This is a genomic window from Sphingobium sp. OAS761, from assembly GCF_024168485.1.
Taxonomy (GTDB): domain Bacteria; phylum Pseudomonadota; class Alphaproteobacteria; order Sphingomonadales; family Sphingomonadaceae; genus Sphingobium.
The window spans coordinates 133,986-155,458 of sequence record NZ_JALJVY010000007.1; the positions used below are offsets into that span (position 1 = coordinate 133,986).

At 64.7% G+C, this 21,473-nt stretch carries 18 protein-coding genes and 1 tRNA gene; 7 read left to right on the forward strand and 12 right to left on the reverse strand.

Annotated features, from left to right (window positions below):
• The first annotated feature begins 13 nt into the window (after positions 1-13).
• Positions 14-466: a group 1 truncated hemoglobin gene (locus J3E64_RS11120; protein ID WP_253343015.1), complete on the forward strand. Its 453-nt coding sequence runs from the start codon at positions 14-16 to the stop codon at positions 464-466.
• Between the two features lie 283 nt (positions 467-749).
• Here J3E64_RS11120 and J3E64_RS11125 read toward each other — a convergent pair whose 3' ends face one another.
• The 3 genes from J3E64_RS11125 to J3E64_RS11135 form a co-directional block, all read right to left on the reverse strand.
• Positions 750-1,370, reverse strand: a complete 621-nt coding sequence (locus J3E64_RS11125; RefSeq protein ID WP_253342815.1) for a spermidine synthase — start codon at positions 1,368-1,370, stop codon at positions 750-752.
• Between the two features lie 119 nt (positions 1,371-1,489).
• The gene (locus tag J3E64_RS11130; protein ID WP_253342816.1) at positions 1,490-1,807 is read right to left on the reverse strand and encodes a DUF6481 family protein; all 318 of its coding nucleotides are present in this window, start codon (positions 1,805-1,807) and stop codon (positions 1,490-1,492) included.
• A gap of 148 nt (positions 1,808-1,955) precedes the next feature.
• Positions 1,956-2,028 (reverse strand) — tRNA-Thr (locus J3E64_RS11135).
• Between the two features lie 165 nt (positions 2,029-2,193).
• Between J3E64_RS11135 and J3E64_RS11140 the strand changes: the two genes are divergently transcribed.
• A complete protein-coding gene (locus J3E64_RS11140; protein WP_253342817.1) occupies positions 2,194-3,489 on the forward strand; it encodes a hypothetical protein in 1,296 nt (431 codons plus the stop codon).
• A gap of 281 nt (positions 3,490-3,770) precedes the next feature.
• Entirely contained in the window at positions 3,771-8,435 is a 4,665-nt protein-coding gene (locus J3E64_RS11145; RefSeq protein WP_253342818.1) for an NAD-glutamate dehydrogenase domain-containing protein, read from the forward strand.
• 28 nt (positions 8,436-8,463) lie between these two features.
• On the opposite strand, the gene J3E64_RS11150 is transcribed toward J3E64_RS11145, so the two are convergent.
• Positions 8,464-9,378, reverse strand: a complete 915-nt coding sequence (locus tag J3E64_RS11150) for a VacJ family lipoprotein (RefSeq protein ID WP_253342819.1) — start codon at positions 9,376-9,378, stop codon at positions 8,464-8,466.
• A 259-nt stretch (positions 9,379-9,637) separates the two neighbouring features.
• On the opposite strand from J3E64_RS11150, the gene J3E64_RS11155 reads away from it, so the two are divergent.
• From J3E64_RS11155 to J3E64_RS11170, 4 genes are all read left to right on the forward strand, one after another.
• Positions 9,638-10,282, forward strand: a complete 645-nt coding sequence (locus J3E64_RS11155; protein ID WP_253342820.1) for a PepSY-associated TM helix domain-containing protein — start codon at positions 9,638-9,640, stop codon at positions 10,280-10,282.
• A gap of 13 nt (positions 10,283-10,295) precedes the next feature.
• A complete protein-coding gene (locus J3E64_RS11160; RefSeq protein WP_253342821.1) occupies positions 10,296-10,829 on the forward strand; it encodes a DUF2271 domain-containing protein in 534 nt (177 codons plus the stop codon).
• Positions 10,830-10,840: 11 nt separating this feature from the next.
• Complete coding sequence (locus J3E64_RS11165; RefSeq protein ID WP_253342822.1) at positions 10,841-11,719, forward strand: DUF4198 domain-containing protein; 879 nt, start codon at positions 10,841-10,843, stop codon at positions 11,717-11,719.
• Positions 11,720-11,817: 98 nt separating this feature from the next.
• Positions 11,818-12,690: an FAD:protein FMN transferase gene (locus tag J3E64_RS11170; protein ID WP_253342823.1), complete on the forward strand. Its 873-nt coding sequence runs from the start codon at positions 11,818-11,820 to the stop codon at positions 12,688-12,690.
• Positions 12,691-12,696: 6 nt separating this feature from the next.
• Here J3E64_RS11170 and J3E64_RS11175 read toward each other — a convergent pair whose 3' ends face one another.
• The 8 genes from J3E64_RS11175 to J3E64_RS11210 all read right to left on the reverse strand — a co-directional run bounded on the left by J3E64_RS11175 (position 12,697) and on the right by J3E64_RS11210 (position 21,469).
• Positions 12,697-13,380 (reverse strand): Fe2+-dependent dioxygenase, encoded by a 684-nt coding sequence (locus J3E64_RS11175; protein WP_253342824.1) that lies wholly within the window; start codon positions 13,378-13,380, stop codon positions 12,697-12,699.
• A 14-nt stretch (positions 13,381-13,394) separates the two neighbouring features.
• On the reverse strand, positions 13,395-14,159 hold the full coding sequence (locus J3E64_RS11180) for an energy transducer TonB (RefSeq protein ID WP_253342825.1): 765 nt from the start codon (positions 14,157-14,159) through the stop codon (positions 13,395-13,397).
• A 156-nt stretch (positions 14,160-14,315) separates the two neighbouring features.
• Entirely contained in the window at positions 14,316-16,625 is a 2,310-nt protein-coding gene (locus J3E64_RS11185; RefSeq protein WP_253342826.1) for a TonB-dependent siderophore receptor, read from the reverse strand.
• 60 nt (positions 16,626-16,685) lie between these two features.
• Positions 16,686-16,985, reverse strand: a complete 300-nt coding sequence (locus J3E64_RS11190) for a ribbon-helix-helix domain-containing protein (RefSeq protein WP_253342827.1) — start codon at positions 16,983-16,985, stop codon at positions 16,686-16,688.
• Positions 16,985-17,707, reverse strand: a complete 723-nt coding sequence (gene phbB, locus J3E64_RS11195; protein ID WP_253342828.1) for an acetoacetyl-CoA reductase — start codon at positions 17,705-17,707, stop codon at positions 16,985-16,987. Before phbB ends, J3E64_RS11190 begins: the two co-directional genes overlap by 1 nt.
• A gap of 23 nt (positions 17,708-17,730) precedes the next feature.
• The gene (gene hemH, locus J3E64_RS11200) at positions 17,731-18,732 is read right to left on the reverse strand and encodes a ferrochelatase (protein ID WP_253342829.1); all 1,002 of its coding nucleotides are present in this window, start codon (positions 18,730-18,732) and stop codon (positions 17,731-17,733) included.
• Positions 18,729-20,996: a molybdopterin cofactor-binding domain-containing protein gene (locus J3E64_RS11205; protein WP_253342830.1), complete on the reverse strand. Its 2,268-nt coding sequence runs from the start codon at positions 20,994-20,996 to the stop codon at positions 18,729-18,731. Before J3E64_RS11205 ends, hemH begins: the two co-directional genes overlap by 4 nt.
• A gap of 38 nt (positions 20,997-21,034) precedes the next feature.
• Entirely contained in the window at positions 21,035-21,469 is a 435-nt protein-coding gene (locus J3E64_RS11210; protein ID WP_253342831.1) for a CoA-binding protein, read from the reverse strand.
• Between the last annotated feature and the right edge of the window lie 4 nt (positions 21,470-21,473).

Genomic DNA, 21,473 nt, shown 5'->3' on the forward strand with positions numbered 1-21,473 from the left:
GGCTGCGTCCGATATGGGGCCAGGCACGCCGCCCTATGCCCGCCCCGGCGAAGAATCGGTCGATCCCTATGTTGCCGACAATCGCAACGCCGGCGCGTCGCCATTTGACGGCGAGGGCATGGCGAAGGCATTCCATGGCCAGGACGGCATCCGCCGCATCGTCGACACCATGGTCGAGGCCAGTTCGGCCGATCCGGTGATCGGGGAGATTTTCGCCAATCACGACAAGATCCGGTTGAAGCGGACAATTTTCGAGCAGTTCTGCTACATATTGAACGCCGGTTGTTCCTATACGGGGCGCGATATGGCGGCGTCGCACAAGGATCTGGGCATCCAGAAGGCGGACATGAACCGCCTCGTGGAAGTGCTGCAACGTGCCATGACGACGGAAGGCGTCGCTTTCCAGGCGCAGAACCGCTTCCTTTCCAAGCTTGCGCCGATGCGCCGGGACGTTTTGCAGAAATAGCGATGATCCGGCACGATGTGGGGCTCAGCCTCTCCCTCGCCAGCGACCCTGTGTGTTGCGCAGGCCCGGGATTCGTCGATCACTGCCGGACGATGACGGTGGCGGCGCGCGCGATGGCGGAGAGGAATATCGTCGATCATCGACCCGCGGTCTGCTGTGCCTGTCGGGAAATACGGCGCGAGCCGCGCCATCTGCTCATCCGTCAGCCAGCACAGGTCGCGTGTGTCCGGTCTCCTCACGGAGCCTGAATGGGATCGCGAAGCTCAGAACAACGGGCCTGACCCTAATGCACCCTTCGTGCAAACCAGATATGGTGAAACTCCTTCTGGCTGCCGGTGAAGGCGGGCACGCGCAACTCTTCAACCTCGAACCCGGAGGCCTCCAGCTTCAGGTCAAAGTCCCTCGCCGGGTAGGCCGACCAGATCGCCAATATCCCGCCGCATTTGAGCGCGGCATGAGCGGAACGCAGGCCCCAGTTGCAGTAAAGCCGCTCATTCTCCGGCCGGATCATGCCGTCGGGACCATTGTCCACATCAAGTAAAATAGCATCGAACCGATCGGTTGACGCGGCAATGACGTCATGCACGTCGCTGACGTCAATGGTCAGACGCGGATCGGACAAGTGGTCGCGGAATATATGCGCCAGCGGCCCCCGGGCCCAGGTCACAATCTTGGGCACCAGTTCAGCCACTATGATGGATGATTCCGCCGACCACGCCGCCAACGCGGCGCCCAGTGTGAAGCCCATGCCCAGCCCGCCAATCAGCACATCGCCATTGCCATGGCCCAGCCGCTGACAGGTCAGCGCAGCCAACGCCTCCTCCGACACATGGTCGCAGCTGCCCATCAACTCTTCCAGGCCGAACTGGATGGAATAGTCGCCATCAGACCTGAGCAGCCGCAATTGCCCGCCGCCCGGTATATCGGCCGTATCGATCAGTTCTACAGGATCGGGTGAAGATTGGGCGGGGCCGCCAGCAAAGTGGTCCAGAAACGATCCTTCACATTCGGTCGGACAACGACCTATTTTCGCGCCTTGCGAGCCGCATAACGCGCGTCGCGCGCAATCTTGCGCTCCGCGTCGGTCAGGGCGACCGGCTGTTTTGCCGCATCCTTTTCGGCCTGTTCGCGCCGGGCGACCTTGGCCGCTTCCCGCTCACGCAACACCGCCTCGCGCTTTTCCCGATCCGCCGCTTCCTTGGCGAGACTTTTGGCCAGCCGCTCCGACCGCTCCGCCTCGCTACGGGGAGCCTTGGCGCGCAACTGTTCCAACGCCTTCTTCCGCGCGTCCTGCGCCGCCGCAGTGCGATCCTGGAAACCGGGTTCCTTATATCCGCGCATATCGTCCTTCTACGTTCATCGCCCCACGCTCCACCCATCGGGAACCCATGGGACCAAGCCCAAAGGCCCATAAACATGGCCCCCCTCCGGTCATCAACGGAAGGGCACTTTCGCTGGGTTTTCCGAGAGTTCCCTCTGAAAGGGACGGTGCCGCTTACGTGACTCGAACACGTGACCCTCGCATTACGAATGCGATGCTCTACCGACTGAGCTAAAGCGGCGTTGGCGCGGGCAGATAACAGCGGTTGTGCGCAAGGACAAGCAGACAATTGCAGGACCGGCACCTTTCCCCGTGCATGCCACGCGGATATTTACGCCAAATTCACCATCCGCTGCCAATGTCGAGTCCCGAGCAAACGCTTTTCACCGCTCAAAGGATCAACGGGATGGACATTGTGCGCGGGCATGACGTCGCCAACGACCATGACGACTTCGATTATGCCGACGACGCAGCCATGGACAGGCCGCCGTCCATCGCCGCCGACGAGCGCCGGATGCAGGTGCGCGCCTATAATTACTGGGCATCGCTGCTCGGCGATCGCGCCTTGCCGTCGATCGAGGATCTGTCGCCGGACCAGCTCGAGGACTTCGGACCGCACAGCGTGCTGCTGGATTTCAGCACGGGTCTGGAAAACCCGGCCATTGTCTATCTGGGCAGCGCGCTGCGCCAGGAATGCGAGATAGAAGGCGCCATCGCGTTCATCGACGATGTTCCCGCACGGTCGCTGCTGTCCCGGCTGACCGATCATTATCTCCAGATCATCGCCAACGCGGCGCCGATCGGCTTTGAAGCGGAGTTCGTCAATCAACGCGGTTCGGAGATTCTGTATCGCGGCATATTGATGCCTTTTTCGTCCGACGATGAAACCATCGACTTTGTCTTCGGCGTCATCAACTGGAAGGAACTGGTGAGCGGCGAGGCCCGCGCGAGCCTGGAAGCGGAGGTCAACCGCGCCCTGCTCGACGCGCCGGTGCCGCGGCTAGCGACGCCGGTCTGGGCGGACGGCCCGGCCAATGACAGCGACGCGGAGGCAGAGGACATCGGCGAAGAACCGCTCGACCTGACCGGCATGGAAAGCCCGACCGAGGACGCGCCGCTGGCCGACTGGCTGGCCCTGGCACGCGACGGCGCGGAACAGGTGCGGACCAGCGAGGCGCGCAGCCACGCCGCCCTGTATCGGGCCGTTGGACTGGCATATGATTTCGCCCTCATCGCGCGCGCCCGGCCCGACGATTATGCCGAACTGCTCGCCGATTCGGGCATCAAGGCGCAGGCACGCAGCCCGATGACCGCCGTCATCAAGCTGGTCTTCGGCGCCGGCTACGACAAGACGCGGATCACAGAATATGCGACCGCGCTGGACCATGCGCTGAATTCGGATCTGGGCGTCGGCACGCTGTCGGATCATCTTGCCGCCTACACCGGCGGTCTCAAGGCGCTGGTGGCAGACGAACGCGCACGGCGGCGGGCGATGTCCCCGGCCCGGCCCGACAAGCGGGAGGCCGCGCGCAGCCGGATGAAGACGGCGGAACCGATCAGCCCGGTCGATGTCCAGACCGACGCGGACGGCCTGGCCGTCATAGTCGCGCGGCGCGAAGCCGACGGCAGCCTGTCGTTGCTGGCGGCCTTGCCCCAGGAATCGGGCCTAGGCCAGAAAGTCATTGTCGCAGCGTCGCGCTGACAGGGCATCGCGCTGATGGGGCATCGCGCTGATAGGGCATCGCGCTGATAGGGCATCGCGCTGATAGGGCATCGCGCTGATAGGGCATCGCGCGGCAATGCCGCCATGTTGCGGCGCATCATAATATTACACACATAAGAAATTTTGTTACAATAGCCCACTTGAGCCCCGCGCCGCCCGAGCGCATATAGGCGCTTCCTTTCCGAGGATTCGCGTGGCGGCGATCCACCGCTTCCTCGTTGAAAAGCCAAGCGGGACCATCCCGTGCTGAGAGGTAGGCGATGACGGTGCTGACAGACAGCAAGATCAAGGAAGTCGATACATTCATCCGCGAGGCCATGGAAACGGCGCTTGAGCGCGGTGCCCTGCCCGGCGAAAGGGAGGGTTTCGATGCCGCCGCGCTGACGGCCGCGGCCGCATTCCTGGGACGAACCGCCAGCGCCCGCGCACCCGGCGAAGCAGTCATCGCCCTGGAAACCATGGGCGAAGGCGCCAAGGGCCGCTACATGCGCGTGGCGCTCGTCAACGACGACATGCCCTTCCTGGTCGATTCGATCGCCAATGCGCTCGCGGCCGCCGACATCACCATCCATCGCTTGCTCCACCCGATCTTATCGGTTTCGCGCGACAGGGACGGCAGGCTGGTCGCGATACTGGACGACGACGCGGCGGGCGCGCGCCGCGAATCGATGATCTACATCGAGGCCGACCGCGCCGATGCCAAGGCACGCCGGACACTGGAAAAGGCGCTTCGCAATACGCTGGGCGACGTCCGGGCGGCCGTGACCGACTGGGCGGCCATGCAATCGGCCATGGCGTCCGACGCCGATTGCGTGCCGGATGAGGAAGGGGCCGCGCTGCTGCGCTGGTTCCTGGCCCGCCATTTCACGCAGGTCGGTCACGAAATTTGCGGTCGCGACGGGAAAACCCAGGCGCGGCTGGGCATCTGCACGCTTCAGGACAAGACGCTGATTGCGCCTGCCTCGCTGGAAGCAGCCTTTGCCTGGTTCGAAGAAGGCAAGCGCACGCCCCTGATCATCAAGTCGAGCCGCATGTCGCGCGTCCATCGCCACGTGCTGCTGGACCTCGTCATCGTGCCGATCCGCGAGGGCCGGCAGGTCAAGGCGCTTTCCATCCATGCCGGCATGTGGACCAGTTCGGGCCTGTCCGCGCCGCCCGACAAGGTCCCGCTGCTGCGATCGGCGCTCTCGGCGCTGATGGACAAGTTCGGATTCGATCCGGGCGGCCATGCCGGCAAGACGCTGTCGCACGCGCTGACCGCCCTGCCCCATGACATATTGATCGGGTTCGACCGGGAGACGCTGGAACGCCTGGCGCTCACATTCATGTCACTGAGCGACCGGCCGCGCCCGCAACTTGCGCTCGCCACCAGCGCGCTGGCGCGTCACCTATACGCATTCGTCTGGCTGCCGCGCGACGAATTGTCGACGGCGCGCCGCATTGCCGTCCAGGAGATGCTGTCGGTCGCCGCGAACGGGCCGGTGCTGAGTTGGTCGATCGCGCTGGAGGAAGGTGGGCTGGCGCTGCTGCGCATCACGCTCGACCTGCGCGAGGGCGGCATCGTTCCCGACGACAGCGACCTGGACCGGCAACTCAAGCAGATGGTTCGGGGCTGGGTTCCCGCCGTAGAGGAAGCGCTCGGCAACACCGAGGACCCGGGTCGCGCCGCCGCGCTGGCACAGCGTTTCGCGCAGGCCTTTCCCCCGGCCTACCGCAATGGCGCCGGCCCGGCGGAAGCGGCCGTGGACATACGCTGCATTCATGGCCTGTCGGGACCGGGCGACAAATCGATCCGGATCTATCGCAACCCCGAGGATGGCATCGAACGGCTGCGGCTGAAGGTCTACGCGCACGACGCCGTGGCATTGTCGGAAGTCGTACCGGCTTTCGAGAATTTCGGATTTCGCGTCATCGAGGAGATGACGACACTGCTCGATGGCGGCGCGCTGGGGGTCGTGCAGCGGTTCGTGCTGGAACTGCCGGCCGGCGGCGACGCCCAGGCTGTCCTTGCGCGGTCCGATGTCGTCACCGAAGCCATTGCGCAGGTCCTGGAAGGCAACGCGGAAAATGACCGGTTCAACGAACTGATCGTGACCGCCGGGCTGGCGCCGCGATCGGTCGTGCTGTTTCGCGCCCTGTTCCGCTATCTGCGCCAGACCGGCATGGCTTACGGCATGGCGACTTTCGCAGAAACGCTCCGACGCGCGCACGATGTCGCGGCCGGTCTCGTGACCCTGTTCGAGGCGCTGCACGATCCGGCTGCGCGCGACGATGCACAGGCGCGGATCGATGCGGCGCAGGCCGATATCGACACCGGGCTGGAACGGGTCACCGCAATCGACGAGGACCGCGTCCTGCGCCTGCTGCGCGCGGTCATCATGGCGACGCTGCGCACCAATTTCTACAGCGAGGCCGCCGCCGAGGCGCTTGCCTTCAAGCTGGACAGCGCCGGCATTCCCGGTCTTCCCGCGCCCCTGCCCTGGCGTGAGATCTGGGTTTACAGCCCGCGGGTCGAGGGCATTCACCTGCGCGCCGGACCCGTTGCCCGCGGCGGGCTGCGCTGGTCCGACCGTCGCGACGACTTTCGCACGGAGATACTGGGCCTGATGAAGGCGCAGCGGGTGAAGAACGCGGTCATCGTGCCAACCGGCGCCAAAGGCGGCTTCTACCCCAAGCAGCTTCCCAATCCGCAGATCGACCGTGACGCCTGGATCGCTGAGGGAACGGAAAGCTACCGCATCTTCATACGCACCCTGCTGTCGGTCACCGACAATATCGTGAACGACAAGGTGAAGCACCCCAGGCAGGTGGTGATCCGCGACGGCGAGGACCCCTATTTCGTGGTCGCAGCCGACAAGGGCACTGCGACCTTCAGCGACGTCGCGAACGCGATAGCACTCGACCGCGATTTCTGGCTGGGCGATGCCTTCGCCAGCGGCGGGTCGAACGGCTATGACCACAAGGCGATGGGCATCACCGCGCGTGGCGCCTGGATTTCAGTCCAGCGTCATTTCGCCGAAATGGGCGTCGACGTGCAAAGCGAACCGGTACAGGTGGTCGGGTGCGGCGACATGTCGGGCGACGTGTTCGGCAACGGCATGCTGCTGTCGAAGGCGATCAGGCTGGTCGCGGCATTCGATCATCGCCACATCTTCCTGGACCCGACGCCCGATCCGGCCAAGAGCTGGACGGAGCGGAATCGCCTGTTCAACCTGCCCCGGTCGAGCTGGGAGGATTATGACAAGGCGTTGATCTCGCAGGGCGGCGGCGTGTTCGCCCGCTCGCTCAAGAAGGTGCCGCTCAGTCCCCAGGTCCAGGCGATGCTGGATGTCAGCGAGAGCGAGATGGAGCCGACGGCACTGATCTCCGCGATCCTCAAGGCACCTGCCGACCTGCTGTGGTTCGGCGGCATCGGCACCTATGTGAAGGCCGCCGCACAAAGCCACGGCGATGTCGGCGATCCGGCCAACGACAGGTTGCGCATCAATGCCGAGCAGTTGCGCGTGAAGGTCATCGGCGAAGGCGCCAATCTGGGCACGACGCAGGCCGGGCGCATCGCCTTTGCCCTGAACGGCGGTCGCATCAACACCGATTTCATCGACAATTCCGCCGGCGTCGATTGTTCGGACAATGAGGTGAACATCAAGATCGCCCTGAACAAGGAAATGGCCGAAGGCCGGCTTTCGCTGGACGCGCGCAACGACCTGCTGGTGAGCATGACCGACGGCGTGGCCGACATCGTGCTGGAAGATAACCGGCTCCAGGCGCTGGGCCTGTCGATCGCGGAGGCAGGCGGCACCGCAGATTTGGCCAGCTATGTCCGGCTGATCGAGACGTTCGAGGAAAGCGGGCGGCTGGACCGTCAGGTGGAAGGGCTTGCCGCAAACGACCAGTTGATGCGTCGCGCACAGGATGGCCAGGGCCTGACCCGCCCCGAACTGGCAGTCCTGCTTTCGACCGCAAAGCTGGCGCTTCAGGATGCCATCGAACAGGGCAATCTTGCCAGCGACCCGAGCATGACGGCCGAACTGATGGCGGCTTTCCCCGCCGCGATGCAGGCGCGGGAAGCCGATGCCATCGCCGCCCACGCGCTGCGCAAGGAAATCGTTGCCACCAAGGTGGCCAATCGCATCGTCAACCGGCTGGGCATCATCCATCCGTTCGAACTGGTGGAGGAGGAAGGCTGTTCCCTGGCGGACATGGCCGGCGCGTTCCTGATTGCCGAACGGCTCTATGCCATTCGCGACCTGTGGGCGGACATCGATGCGGCCGAAATGGGCGAAGCGGCGCGCCTGGCCCTGTTCGGCACCATCGCCAGCGGCATGCGCGCCCAGATCGCGGACCTGCTGCGCGGCCTGCCCGCCGGGACATTGCCGTCGGCCGGAGAGGCTTTGCTGGCCGAAGGCGTAGACAAGCTTGCGGCGCAGGTCGACGATCTGCTGACCAGCGAGGCGCTGCGGCGCACTCAGGGAGTCACCGACCGGCTGATCGAATTGGGCGCGCCCGACGCGCTGGCCCAGCGTGCGGCGGGCCTGTTCAAGCTCGATGGCGCCGTCGGCATCGCCGCCCTGGCCGACCGCATGAAAGTCGACGAAACCACCCTGACCCGCGCCTTCACGCACCTGGGCGAAGCCGTGGGCATCGATTGGGTACAGTCGACCGCCGCCCGTATGGAACCGAGCGATCCCTGGGAGCGGCTGCTGATTTCCGGCGTCGCGCGCGACATGCAGCAGGTCCGTCTGGAATTCCTGGCCCAGGGCAAGGGCAAGGACGTCGGCGAGCATGTGGAGGAATGGCTGAAGGCCAAGGGCCCGCGCATCCGCCAGTTCCGCACGCTGGTCCACCGCGCCAAGGCCGCCGCCGCGCCCAATGTGGCCATGCTTGCCGAAATTGCCGGGCAGGCACGCGGTTTGTTGGGGCGGTAACGCCGAAGGAAGACCGCCGCGCCGCCGTTCATCGGGGCGGCTGCGGGGCGTCTCCCTTCGTCATGGGGAGCCCGGGGCCGTAGACGGGCACTATCGTTTCGGCAGGCTGACGTCCGTGCAAGGCATCGATTTCCGCCTTGCGCTGATCGAGGTAGAGCGTGCGATAGGTGCCGTATGGATCGTCCGACGCGCGTATATCCTGTAGCCTTTCGTCAAACGCGGCGCGCTCGCCCAACTGGTTGAGAATGGTCGCGGGAATGACGATCGCCGGCTTGTTGAACGGCTTGCCCACCGCAAGCGGCAAGATCATCTTGTCCGCCGTGTCGCCGACGATGTCGCGCAATGTCGTAGGCCCTACGATCGGCAGATACATATAAGGGCCTGGACCCACCCCGTAGAATCCCAGCACATTGGCGATGCCGTTGGGACGGTAGGGCAGATGGAACGGCTTGCGTTTGGCGACGTCGAACAGACCGACAAATCCCAGGGTGGAATTGATGGCAAAGCGGCCCGCAGTCTCCGCCGCCTTGCCCGGCTTGAACTGGAGCAGGTAGGCCGCAAACACGACGGGTTCCTGAAGATTGGAGAAGAAGTTGCGCAGTCCCTTGCGCGCCGGGCGGGGCAAGCCCTTGTTATAGGCTTTCGCCACCGGCTCGACGACCGCCTTGTCGACCGACTGCACCGCCTCGAAGCTTTTGGCGTTCAGCTTTTCCAGCGGATCGCCCGGAGGCGCTCCTTTCTCTCCCGTCACAACAATGTCCTGGACATCATCGTCCCCGGCATCGGCAGGCGGCGCCGCGGCGAGCGGCGATGGCGCGGAAGGCGCGCCCTGGGTCGTCACGTCCTGCCAGGCAAGGTCGCCGATCGGCGCGAGATCCAGTTTGGGCGGGTAGGCAACGACCGGCGCACCCATCATCAACCCCGCAGCAAGCGTCGACAGCATTCCATGATTTCCTGACTTTATGACTTGACGGACTGAACGGGTCGATGCCGTTCCATGCAGCAACCGCCCGCGACAGCATCCCCGGCCAGAGGCATCCTTTGCCATAGCGGCTAGGCCCGATGCAGGCCGCAGTCAACGACGGCCCGAACCGCCGCGCCGCCCATATATTTTGATACAAATTCTTCCTGCGAATGGTTTGCAATTGCGAGTAGCTCGGGTTATGCGGCTTTGATAATTGTTCGCAGGACTCTCCGCTCCCATGCACGGCACACCACAAGTCAGCAAGCCACGGCCGAAAAGTGCCAAGGCCTTTTGGCTGAAGCAATTGCATATGTGGCACTGGATGAGTTCGGCGGTCAGTCTGGTCGGGCTGTTGCTGTTTGCCCTGACGGGCATCACGCTCAATCACGCCGCCGATGTCGAGGCGAGTCCGGTTACCACCGAAAGAACCGCGACGCTGCCCACGGATATGCTGCGTCAGGTCAATGCCGATAACGGAGGCGACGGCAAGAGGCCCCTTCCTGCGCCCGTCGCGCACTGGCTGGAACAGGCCGTCGGGCAGCGTGCGGGCGGTGAGGCCGAATGGTCGGGCGACGACATATATCTTGCCCTGCCCCGCCCCGGCGGTGACGGATGGATCGCCATCGACCGGCAAAGCGGCGCAGTGACCAGCGAGGCGACCAGCCGGGGCTGGATCAGCTATCTCAACGACCTGCACAAAGGACGTAATGCCGGAGAAGTCTGGCGCTGGTTCATCGACATTTTCGCCGGCGCCTGCTTTATCTTCACGCTGACAGGCCTCGTCCTGCTTCAGCTTCACGCCCGCAAGCGCCCCAGCACATGGCCCCTGGTCGCCACCGGACTGGCGCTGCCGGCCCTGCTTGCCATCCTGTTCATTCATTGAAGGACGTTCCATCATGCAGATCAGCCATCGCCTGCTGCTGACCGGCACCGCGGCTTTCGGCGCCGCCGGCACCATCGCGACCCCCGCCAGCGCGCAGACCATGACCCTGAGCGTCACCCTGCCGCGCTTGTCGGTGGCCGAATATCACCGCCCCTATGTGGCCGTCTGGATCGAGAAGGAGGGCGCGACGCCGCGCACGCTGTCGGTGTGGTACGACGTCGACAAACGCGGCGGCGAAGGCACCAAGTGGTTGCGCGATGTGCGTCAATGGTGGCGCGTGTCGGGCCGGTCGATGAAATTTCCGGCCGATGGCGTGACGGGCGCGACCCGGGCGCCGGGCGAACAGAAGATTGCCTTCACCGCCGGGCGCGGGCCGCTGGGCGCATTGGGTCCGGGCAACTACACGCTTGTGGTCGAAGCCGCACGCGAAGTGGGCGGGCGCGAATTGCTGCGCCTGCCCTTTGCCTGGCCGCCCAAGCCCGGCGCAACGGTCAGGATGCAGGGCAAGAGCGAATTGGGCGCTGTGGTGCTGAATTTCGGAAAATGAGGGGAGAGATCATGAAGGCCAGACTGACGATTGCAGGCGCGATCGCCGCCCTGCTGATACCCGGCGCCGCGCAGGCGCACCGGCAATGGATGTTGCCGTCCTCGACCATCCTTTCCGGCGACGATGCCTGGGTGACGGTGGACGCCGCCGTTTCCAACGATCTGTTCTATTTCGAACATGTGCCGATGCGCACCGACGGGATCAGCGTCACCCTGCCGGACGGCAGCAGCGGCAAGATCGAGAATGCGGCGACGGGCAAATATCGTTCCGTCTTCGACGTGCACCTGACCCAGCCCGGCACCTATCGGATCGCCAGCGTGTCGAGCGGCATCATGGGCAGCTACATGCTGAACGGCAAGCGGGAACGCCTGCCGCGCGGAACGACGAAGGACAAGCTGGCCAGCGCGATCCCCGCCGGTGCGACGGACGTGCGCACCGCCGAAATGTCCAACCGCAACGAAATCTTCCTGACGCTGGGCGCGCCCACCACGACGATCTTCAAGCCGGCAGGCGAAGGCATAGAGATGGTCCCGGTTACCCATCCCAATGACCTGATAGCCGGGGAAACGGCGACCTTCCAGTTCCTGCTCGACGGCAGGCCTGCCGAAGACATCAAGGTCACGATCATTCCGGGCGGAATCCGCTACCGCGACAGCCTGAACCAGATGGACATGTCGACAGACAAGGACGGCAGGCTGTCGGTCACCTGGCCGGAACCGGGCATGTACTGGATGAGCGCCAGCATCGGCGGCGGTCGCGCGGGCGGTCCCGGCGCTTCCGGCGCTTCCGGCATGGGCCAGGACAATGCAGGGTCGCAGGATGACGGTCCGGCCGGGCCGCCGCCCCGGCGTGCATCCTATGTCAGCACTCTGGAAGTGATGGCGCCCTGACCAACGGCATACGCATCGCAATTCCGGACACCCTGTCGCCCGGCCAGCTTGCCGGGCGGCCCGTCAACGCCACGATAACGCGGCTGTCAGGCCCGACCATGGGCACAAGCTGGAACATTCACGCCGTCGATCCGCCCGCCGGATGCGCCGATGCCGTCCGGCAGATGCTGTCCGGAATCATCGACCAGATGAGCAACTGGGAAGCGGATTCGGTCGTTACCCGCTTCAATAGCGCCCCGGTCGGGGGCTGGATGACGTTGCCGCCCGAGATGCTGACGGTGCTGCGGGCGGGGCTGGACATGGCGGCGCTGTCCGACGGCGCCTTCGATCCGGCGATCGGCCGGATGGTCGACCATTGGGGGTTCGGCCCGCTACCCGGCGCCTCCTCTGGCCCCTGTTATTCCGAGCGCGCGCCCTGGCGGTGCGTGGAAATCGGGCAGGACCGGGCACGGCGCATCGCCGACGTCACGCTCGATTTTTCCGGGATCGCCAAGGGATTCGCCGTCGACATGCTGGCCGACCTGCTGCGCAGATCGGGCGTCGCCGATTTTCTGGTCGAAATCGGGGGCGAATTGCGCGGCGAAGGCATCAAGCCGGGCATGCAGCCCTGGTGGGTCGATGTCGAAGCGCCGCCGGGCCTGATCGTTCCCACCCTGCGGATCGCCCTGTGCGGGCTGTCCGTCGCGACATCAGGCGATTACCGGCGCTTCCGCATCGAGGAGGAGAAGCGGCTGTCCCACAGCATCGACCCGGCCACCGGCCGGCCGATTCCGGCGGATGTGGCCTCCGTCACGGTGCTGCATGAAAGCGCCATGATGGCCGACGCCTGGGCGACGGCGATTACCGTGGCCGGACCTGAGAAGGGAATGGCACTGGCCACCCGCGAAGGGCTGGCCGCGCGGCTCGTACGGCGGGACGGCGACCGGGGGATCGAATATATGACGCCCGCCCTGGCCGCCATGCTGGATTGAACGGGATCAGGCGTCGGCCCAGCGCCGCAGCAGATTGTGATAGACGCCGGTCAGCCGGACGACATCGGCATGACCATGGCCCAGATCGGCGGCCAGCCGCTGGATACTGCTGTCCAAGTCGAACAGCATCTGCCGTGCGCTGTCATCCCGCACCATCGATTGAAGCCAGAAGAAGCTGGCCACCCGGCGACCCCGCGTGACGGGCGCAACCCGGTGCAGGGACGATGACGGGTACAGCACCGCATGACCGGCGGGCAGCTTGACCTGCTGAACGCCAAAATTCGTCTCGACCGTCAGTTCACCCCCGTCATAGGCATCGGGCGGCTCCAGAAACACCGTCATGGACAGATCGGACCGGATGCGGAAACCCGTGCCCGCCTGAATGCGCACGGCATTGTCGACATGGACCCCGAACGCCTGGCCGCCGGCATAGCTGTTGAAGAGCGGCGGGAATATCCTGAACGGCAGGGCGGCGGCGATGAACAACGGCGAACGGCCCAGCGCGTCCAGAATCATTTGACCGGCCTGCCTTGCCGCCGGTGTATCCTCCGGCAGTTGCAGGTTGTTCTTGGCCAGTGCGGACTGATGGCCGGACGTCACATTGCCGTCGACCCAGTCGGCGGCGTCGACCAGGCCGCGAATGGCATCGAGGCTGCGATGATCGAGCAGGTCGGGAATGGCAATCAACATGTCTGCTCTGGCGCTCAGCCCTGGCCCTGCAAAAGAAAGGGTATCGCAACCACGCCCTTCACACGCACCGGCGCGCCGCCGCGCAAGGTCGGCTTCCAACGCCAGTTGCGGACCGCATCCCGGGCCGCATTGTCGAGCCGCGCGAACCCGCTGCTCCGGCTGATGTCGATGGATTCCACTGTGCCGTCCAGCCCAAGGGTGAGTGCCAGGATCACCGTGCCCTGTTCCTTCTTGCGACGACTGTCGAGCGGATAGCGGGGCGGTTTGCCCGATATCATCTGGGTTGCCAGGTCGCCGCCCTGGACGGAGGCGGGCGGCGCCGGCGGCGCGGCGCCGGCGGACATGGACGACGGGGCGACCGATGGCGGCGCGGAAACGGGAACCGGAACCGGATCGGGGACGGTCTGCACCGGCTGGCTGATCGGCACGGGCGTCCGGACGACGGGTGGCGGCGCGACAACCTCCGCCGCGACAGGGGGCGGCGGAACCGCAGCGGCGGGCGGCGGCGGGGGCGGCGGCGTCAGATTGACGACCGTCAGACTGGCTTCGTCGGCGCGCACCATATGGTGACGAACCTGGACAAGGGCCACGATGGCCACGATGTGCATGATCAAAATCGCGCCGATGATCGGCAGATTTGTCCGGGACTGCGCGCGATAGCGGTCCACCGCCGCGACGAACGCCGGCGCAGCGATCGGGCTGGCCGCAGGGGTCCGGGAAAAAACCGGTTCCACTTCGGCCAGATAGTCGTCAATCGGCTGGCTGGCGGCGTGCAGCATGACCTCGTCTCCCTGGCCCCGGCCATATCGCAGAGCCTAATGCGAATCAATTGCGATCCGTCAAATTTCCGAAAGTCCGGACGGGCGGCGACCCGAGGAGGATGGGATGCATCGCCGCCCGTCCCGGCCCCGGTCGGGAAACCGGGGCCTGAACCATCAGAATTTATATCCCAGCGTCAGGATGGCAGACCGCCCTTCCCCCACCCGCGCCCACTGCGCGGAGGTGGTGGCGCCGTTGCGGACGCCGGTGAAATAGGTCTTGTCGGTGAAGTTCTTGACGTTGAGCTGGGCCGAGAGACCCGGCATGAAATCATAGGCCAGCATCGCATTGTGGATCAGATAATCGTCCACCTGGTAGATGGCGCCGCTGGTCGTCGAATTCAGGTCGAACTTGCCCTGATAGGTGAAGCCGTAGCCCAGCTTCAGCCCGAACGGCAGCGTATAGGTGGTGAAGACGCTGCCCGAATGCTTGGGCACATTGGTCAGCGCGGCACCCGCCAGCGGGTCGTCCAGACCGTCCGCGACACTGTGGATGATCTTGCTGTCGAGATAGGTGTAGTTGGCGGTGACGGTCCAGTCGGGCGTGATCTGCCCGTTGGCGCCGAGCGCGATGCCGTCGACACGCGACTTGCCGTCCAGTTGCATCTCGCCGAGCGGATTGTCGTCGCTGATGATGCCGGTCACCAGGAAATTGCTGCGCTCGTTGCGGAACAGCGCCGCCGTCAGCAACACACCCTCGCCAAGTTCGGCCTTGGCACCGACCTCGTAACTTTTCGCGGTTTCAGGCTTCACGTTGCAGGATTCCGCCGTGCAGGACCCGTTGACCGAGCTTTTCGACGGGGTCCTGCTGTTGCCATAGGCCAGATAGAGGCTGATCGCCTCCACCGGTTTGTAGTTCAGGCCCACGCGATAGGAGAAGAGATCGTCCTTATTATGGAATGTCGTGCCCGGCGTCACCGTACCGCCGCTGGTGGGCGTCGCGCCTTCGACCGTGTCACGACGGAAGCTGCCCTTGTTATGTTCGTAGCGCACGCCGCCGCTCAGTTCGAAATGATCCGAAATCTTCATCGTATCGAACAGATAGACAGCGTAATTTTCCTGTTCGCCATGGTCGTAGCGCTGGGGGACGAAGGCAACCGACCCGGTGTAGACGTTGCTGCCATAGGTAAAGCCGTCCGGCCCGGGCACGATCGCGCCGGGATTGGCGATGTTGATCAGCGGATAGGTGACGGTCGATCCGTCCGCGTTGCGCTGGCTGTTGCCATGGGCAAGATCATATTTCTCCCAGGTCAGGGCACCGCCAACGACCAGCGTATGTTCGATGCCGGCGGTATCGAACACCGCTTTCAGGTCGAACTGGTTGAACATGAGCTGATTGCGCGAATCCCGCGTCGTGCCGCGGGGGCCGGTGGGCAGATAATAGCCAGCGGGCACGGTGTCCGGACAGGCGCTGCCGTCCGGCAGGATTCCGCTCGCCAGGCAATAGGTCCCTTGCGGCGGATTGACGATGGTGAATTGCGTCACATCCTGCCAGCGGGTGAGGTTGCGGATGCTGACCCTGTCGCTGAATTCATGCTCGAATGTCGCGGTAAGCTGGTCGATATTGGTTTCCTGCGTGTCGACATTGCGGAACCCGAAATAGTCGCTGCGGTGCGCGCCCGGCAACAGGCCGCCCAGCGCGGCAACGTAGGGCGCCCCATATTGCGGGACATTATTATCCTCCTGATGCAGATATTGCAGCGTGAGGCGGGTCGGGCTTTCGATACCGAAGGTGATGGACGGAGCGACGCCCCACCGCTTGTAGTCCTCCACATCACGGCCGGGCACATCGTTCTTGTGTGCCATGGCGTTGATACGGAAAGCGATGAAGTCGCTGGCGCGGACGTTGGCGTCGATGGCGGCGCGATAATAATTGTCCGTGCCGATACCCGCATTGGCGACGATCTGCGTATCTGCCTGCGGACGCTTGGTCACGATATTGATCGACCCGCCGACCGCGCCGGCGCCGGCCGTCACCGAATTGGCGCCGTTCGTGACCTCGATCTGATCGATGTTGAAGGAATCGGTGCGGCTATATTGCGCACTGTCGCGAACGCCGTCGGTGGTGATATCGGTATTCGCCGAATAGCCGCGCAGGGTGATGTTGTCCCCATAACCGCCGCCACCCTCGCCCGCACCGAATGTGATGCCCGGGACGGTCGACAGGACGTCGCGGAGGGTAAGGAGATTCTGCTGCTCGATGACCGTGTTGGTCATGATGGTGATGGTCTGGGGCGTATCGCGCACCGGGCGGGTTGCCTTCGGGCTTTCCTGGCGCGCCGGCTGATCGACGATTGCGGTGTCGGTGACGGTAACGCCGCCGAGCGTGACGCCTTCGGTGGCATCCTGCGCATGTGCGCCGGACGCGAACGCGAGCGCGCCCACGCACCCCAAGGCCAGGAAAGACGGAGCGACGGATTTAGACATAAGACAGATCCCCTTTATGAGTTGGGCACCTGCTATTGCGACCCGTTCGCAAAGTCAATGCTATTGCGAATGACTCTTATTTTTATCGTCGAGAGCGCGTCCGAACAGCCAGCAACGGATCGCGCTGGCCAGATTCGGGGGGGCCGGCACGGCAAGGCGAGTCGCATCGATCCGCGCAATGAGGGCGTTGACAGGCAGTTGCTCCTCGGCCGCGCGATCGCGCAACGCCGACCAGAAAAGGGGTTCCAGGCTGACCGCCGTCTGGTGCCCGGCGATCGTCACGCTCCGTTTGACCGGCGCGGCGAAGGGCGAGCCCTCCGCTCGCCCGGCAGCACTGTCGGGAGGACCGCCGTCCCGCATCAATACATGTGCTGGCCGCCGTTGATGGACAGGGTGCTGCCCGTCACGAAACCGGCCTCGTCGCTGCACAGGAAGGCTACACCACGCGCGATTTCCTCTGCATGGCCGAGCCGCCCGACAGGGATTTTCGCGACGATCTTGTCCAGGACGGCCGCCGGGACGGCTGCCACCATGTCCGTGTCGATATAGCCGGGCGCGATCGCATTGACCGTCACGCCTGACTTTGCGCCCTCCTGCGCCAGCGCCTTGGTGAAACCGTGAATGCCCGATTTGGCGGCGGCATAATTCACCTGCCCATATTGCCCGGCCTGGCCGTTTACCGACCCGATATTGACGATGCGCCCCCATCCCCTTTCGCGCATGCCGCCGAACGTCGCCTTGGCCATGTTGAAGCATCCGCCGAGATTGATGCGCATCACCTCGTTCCAGTCGTCGAAGCTCATCTTGGCCAGTACGCCGTCGCGCGTGATGCCCGCATTATTGACCACGATGTCGACGGGGCCGAGGGAATCCGCCACTTGGGCGCAGCCATCAAGGCATGCCTGATGATCGCCCACGTCCCATTTGAACGCCCTGATGCCGGTCGCATCGGTGAAGGCCTGGGCTTTTGCGTCATTGCCTGCATAGTTGGCGGCAACGGAACAACCCATGTTGCGCAAGGCTACGCTGATGGCTTCGCCGATGCCACGCGTTCCGCCCGTCACGATAGCCACCTTCGACATGTGCGCATCCTCCCAGTAACGGGTCAGTCCATCCAACCCAAAAGTTCTCGGCTCAGCAGCCTATGGTAGAGAATGATAGCTTCCGCCGACGCGTTTAGACAGGGCAAATAGGCGAATTTTTCGCCGCCGGCGGATAAAAAAACATCTTTCGCACGCAGGGCGATTTCTTCCAGCGTCTCGAGGCAATCCGCCGAGAAACCGGGCGTGGAAACGGCCACCTTCGCCACACCATTCTGTACCAATCGGGTAAGAACGGCCTCCGTTTCCGGTTCGAGCCATTTTGCGCGTCCGAAGCGCGACTGAAAGCTCATATGAACAGGCAGCGACAGCGCTTCCCGAAGCAGCCTGCTCGTCTTCACGGCCTGACAATGATAGGGATCGCCCAGATGCAGGGTCCGTTCCGGCATTCCGTGAAAACTCAGCAGCAGGGCGTCAGGCACGAAGTCGAGTTGCGCGATGTGATTCGCTATCGAATGCCGGAGGGCGTCGATATAAGCCGGATCGTCATGGTAGGGCGGCAAGGTCCGGACGGCCGGTTGCCACCGCATGGTGGCGAGCGCCGCAAAGGCCGCGTCATTGGCCGTGGCCGTCGTCGCCGCGCTATATTGCGGGTAAAGCGGGGCGATCAATATTCTGTCGCATCCGGCCGCCTTCATCGCCGCCAACCGGTCGGCGATGGCGGGGTTGCCATAGCGCATCGCCCAATCGACTACGCATCTTTCCCCCATCACCGCCCGCAACGCTTCGGCTGTCGCCCGCGTATGAACGGCCAGAGGTGACCCTTCGGCCGTCCAGACCTGCCGATAGGCATGGGCCGACCTGCGCGGTCGTGTCGTGAGGATCACACCTCGCAGGATCGGCTGCCACAGAAGCGGCGGTATTTCCACCACGCGGCGGTCGGACAGGAATTGCTTCAGATAGCGACGGACCGATCCGGCATCCGGCGCGTCGGGCGTTCCCAGGTTGATCAGCAATATGCCGATCCTGGACGAAGGAATGTCGGGATGTCCGTCGGGCCTGGTCATGCGGCGCCCACTAGCGGAAGATTGCGGATGCGCTGTCCTGTCCATGTGTACAGGGCATTGGCGATCGCGGGTGCGACCAGTGGCGCTGCAAGGTCGCTGACGCCCGTGGGATCGGCGGTGCTGCGGATCAATTCCACGGTAACCTCCCCCACGTCGCCCAGCCGCGGCAGGTTCATGCGCCCCAGTATCGCGCGCGTGGGCATCCCGCCTGCATAGGAGACCGAGGCGCCGGTCGCATAGGCCATGCCCTGGATCAAGCCGCCTTCGATCTGCTGGCGGGCGACATCGGGATTGACCTGATCCCCCACGTCGACGGCGGCGACGATTCGGCTGATCGTCAGCCGGTCGCCGCTCATCGCCGCCTCGACCAATATGGCCGCATAGGCGCCGCCCATCATGTGCGCGGCGATCCCCTGCCCGCTTCCGGGAATACCTCCCTGCCATCCCCCCATCGCGGCCGCAGTCGTCAGGCAATGGGCCAGTCGAGGATTCCCGCCCAGCATCTGGATCCGGAAGGACATTGCCTCCATCCCGGACAGATGCGCGAGTTCGTCAATGAAGCTTTCGGTAAAGAAGGCGCCGTGCAGATGCGCGTTGCCGCGCATGAACCCGACCGGCAATCCGACATCTGCGGGATAATGGTCCACGGCCCAGTTGGGAATGGCATAAGGCGGCACCATGCCCGCCACCGCCAGGCGCGACGCACGCCCGGAAGCATCGGCCGCCGCTTCGTGCGGCGCCCGCCCCCGTGCGATGCGGCCCCATGTCTGGTCCATGGCGCATGGCGCCGATATTTTGGCGAGCCATCCTTCCACCGCACCGTTGCGACCGAGCTTGGCCGCCATGCGAGCATGGGCGGGGGCTGCCGGGCGATCCTGGATAACGTCTTCCAGCCGGGACCAGAGCAGCTGGACGGGCCGCCCCATCTCGCGCGCGATCAAGGCCGCCTGAACCCCCGCATCGGCATCCATCGCCCGTCCAAGGGAGCCGCCGGCGTGCAGCGGGTAGATGGTGACCGCATCTTCCCCCATGTCGAGCGCCCGGGCGATGGCGGCGCGGGCAAGGCCGGGCGCCTGTGTCGCCATCCACACTTCCGCCCCGCCGTCGGTCACCCGCGCCGTGGCGCAGGGCGGTTCCAGCGACAGATGCAGGCCTGCATCCACCTGATATTCACTGGCAACAATGGTCGCGCCTTCGAACACCGGCAACAGCTCGCCCTGCGCATAGAGGCGTCGGCCCGCATCGCCCGCAAAGCCGGTCTCAAGCATTTCGTCGATCGATTCGCTGCTCACCGGCCGTCCTTGCAGCCGGAACAGGGGGTCGCTGAGATCCAGAGCCCGGTTCGCGGCCCACCAGTTGCTCGCCACGGCCGCCACCCAACGCTCGTTGCGCACCAGTTTCAGGAAGGCCGTGACGCTCGCCGCTGCGCGCTCGTCCACCCGGTCAAGCACCGCATCGCCGATCGGCCCCTGCCTGATCGAGGCATAGACCATATCCGGCAAGCGGATGTCCGCGGCGAAATTATGCGTGCCGTCAATCTTCGAGGGCGTATCGAGTCTGGGAACGTCCTGCCCCCACAGGCGATCGACCTGCCCCTGACGCAACGGCAATATGTCGGGCAGATCCAGGCGGGACGCTTCTTCGACCACATCCCCGATTTTCAGGCGCCGTTCCGCGCCATCCGTAATCAGGCCGTCGCGTATGTCGCAACTTTCCCAGGGAACATTCCAGCGCGCGGCGGCCGCCTTGCACAAGAGCAGGCGGGCTGCGGCGCCGGCATCGCGATAGGCCTCGTGAAACATCGGCACCGACGTACCGGCCCCTGTCAGCATCAGGGCGCCCCGCACGGCATATTGGTCCAGAACCCAGTCGCCCGCTCCGCCGAGCAACCGCGTCCAGTCGCTGCCAAGCCATTCGCGCGCCAGCAGCGTGTTGGCATAGAGCGGGCTTACCGGCGCGCTTTGCACCGCGATCGTCCGCCAGTCCGCGCCCAGCTCGTCGGCCAGTATCTGGGGCAGGACAGTGGTCACCCCCTGGCCCATTTCGGTCTGCGGCACCACGACGATGATCTGCCCGTTCCGGTCGATCTTCAGGAAAGCGTTGACGATCGTCTCGCCCGGTGCGGCGTTGAGATTTGGCCGATAGCTGCGCGGCCATGCCCCCCATGCCAGCAACAGCCCGGCGGCGGCACCGCCGCCTATCAGCAAGGTCCGCCTGTCAATGCCCGATCGCCTGCCGGCCTGCTTCCGCGGTGCGCGCCCCATGGCCGCCTGATACCGGCGCGCGACCGGCGTGGAAAGCCTTAATCCGCAGGTAAGGGCGCGAGTCCCAGGCGTTTGATCTCGATGACCGGGCAACGGTCCATCACGACTTTCAGCCCGGCTGCTTCCGCGCGGGCGGCAGCGTCGGGATTGACCACCGCCAGTTGCATCCACACCGACTTCGCACCGATGGCGATGGCATCGTCGACGGCCTGGCCGGCCGCTTCGCTGCGGCGGAATATGTCGACCATGTCGATCGGCACGCCGATGTCGGACAGGCTGTTCCAGACAAATTCGCCGTGGACATGCTCGCCGGCGATCTGCGGATTGACCGGCAACACCCGGTAGCCGTGATCCTGAAGGAATTTCATGACGGTATAGCTGGGGCGGTCGGGCCGATCAGAAATACCGACGAGCGCTATGGTGCGCACGCCTCCCAACAGATCGGCGATGTCGTGCGATGCGGTAAGCGGCATGAAT

Bases quoted from the DNA above. Each gene is read 5' to 3' on its own strand.
- J3E64_RS11205 (WP_253342830.1), bottom strand. From the start codon at position 20,996: ATGGGGCGCGCACCGCGGAAGCAGGCCGGCAGGCGATCGGGCATTGAC.
- J3E64_RS11160 (WP_253342821.1), top strand. From the start codon at position 10,296: ATGCAGATCAGCCATCGCCTGCTGCTGACCGGCACCGCGGCTTTCGGC.
- J3E64_RS11140 (WP_253342817.1), top strand. From the start codon at position 2,194: ATGGACATTGTGCGCGGGCATGACGTCGCCAACGACCATGACGACTTC.
- J3E64_RS11150 (WP_253342819.1), bottom strand. From the start codon at position 9,378: ATGCTGTCGACGCTTGCTGCGGGGTTGATGATGGGTGCGCCGGTCGTT.
- J3E64_RS11185 (WP_253342826.1), bottom strand. From the start codon at position 16,625: ATGTCTAAATCCGTCGCTCCGTCTTTCCTGGCCTTGGGGTGCGTGGGC.
- phbB (WP_253342828.1), bottom strand. From the start codon at position 17,707: ATGTCGAAGGTGGCTATCGTGACGGGCGGAACGCGTGGCATCGGCGAA.
- J3E64_RS11170 (WP_253342823.1), top strand. From the start codon at position 11,818: ATGGGCACAAGCTGGAACATTCACGCCGTCGATCCGCCCGCCGGATGC.
- J3E64_RS11180 (WP_253342825.1), bottom strand. From the start codon at position 14,159: ATGCTGCACGCCGCCAGCCAGCCGATTGACGACTATCTGGCCGAAGTG.
- J3E64_RS11190 (WP_253342827.1), bottom strand. From the start codon at position 16,985: ATGCGGGACGGCGGTCCTCCCGACAGTGCTGCCGGGCGAGCGGAGGGC.
- J3E64_RS11120 (WP_253343015.1), top strand. From the start codon at position 14: ATGGGGCCAGGCACGCCGCCCTATGCCCGCCCCGGCGAAGAATCGGTC.
- J3E64_RS11130 (WP_253342816.1), bottom strand. From the start codon at position 1,807: ATGCGCGGATATAAGGAACCCGGTTTCCAGGATCGCACTGCGGCGGCG.
- hemH (WP_253342829.1), bottom strand. From the start codon at position 18,732: ATGACCAGGCCCGACGGACATCCCGACATTCCTTCGTCCAGGATCGGC.
- J3E64_RS11155 (WP_253342820.1), top strand. From the start codon at position 9,638: ATGCACGGCACACCACAAGTCAGCAAGCCACGGCCGAAAAGTGCCAAG.
- J3E64_RS11165 (WP_253342822.1), top strand. From the start codon at position 10,841: ATGAAGGCCAGACTGACGATTGCAGGCGCGATCGCCGCCCTGCTGATA.
- J3E64_RS11210 (WP_253342831.1), bottom strand. From the start codon at position 21,469: ATGCCGCTTACCGCATCGCACGACATCGCCGATCTGTTGGGAGGCGTG.
- J3E64_RS11145 (WP_253342818.1), top strand. From the start codon at position 3,771: ATGACGGTGCTGACAGACAGCAAGATCAAGGAAGTCGATACATTCATC.
- J3E64_RS11175 (WP_253342824.1), bottom strand. From the start codon at position 13,380: ATGTTGATTGCCATTCCCGACCTGCTCGATCATCGCAGCCTCGATGCC.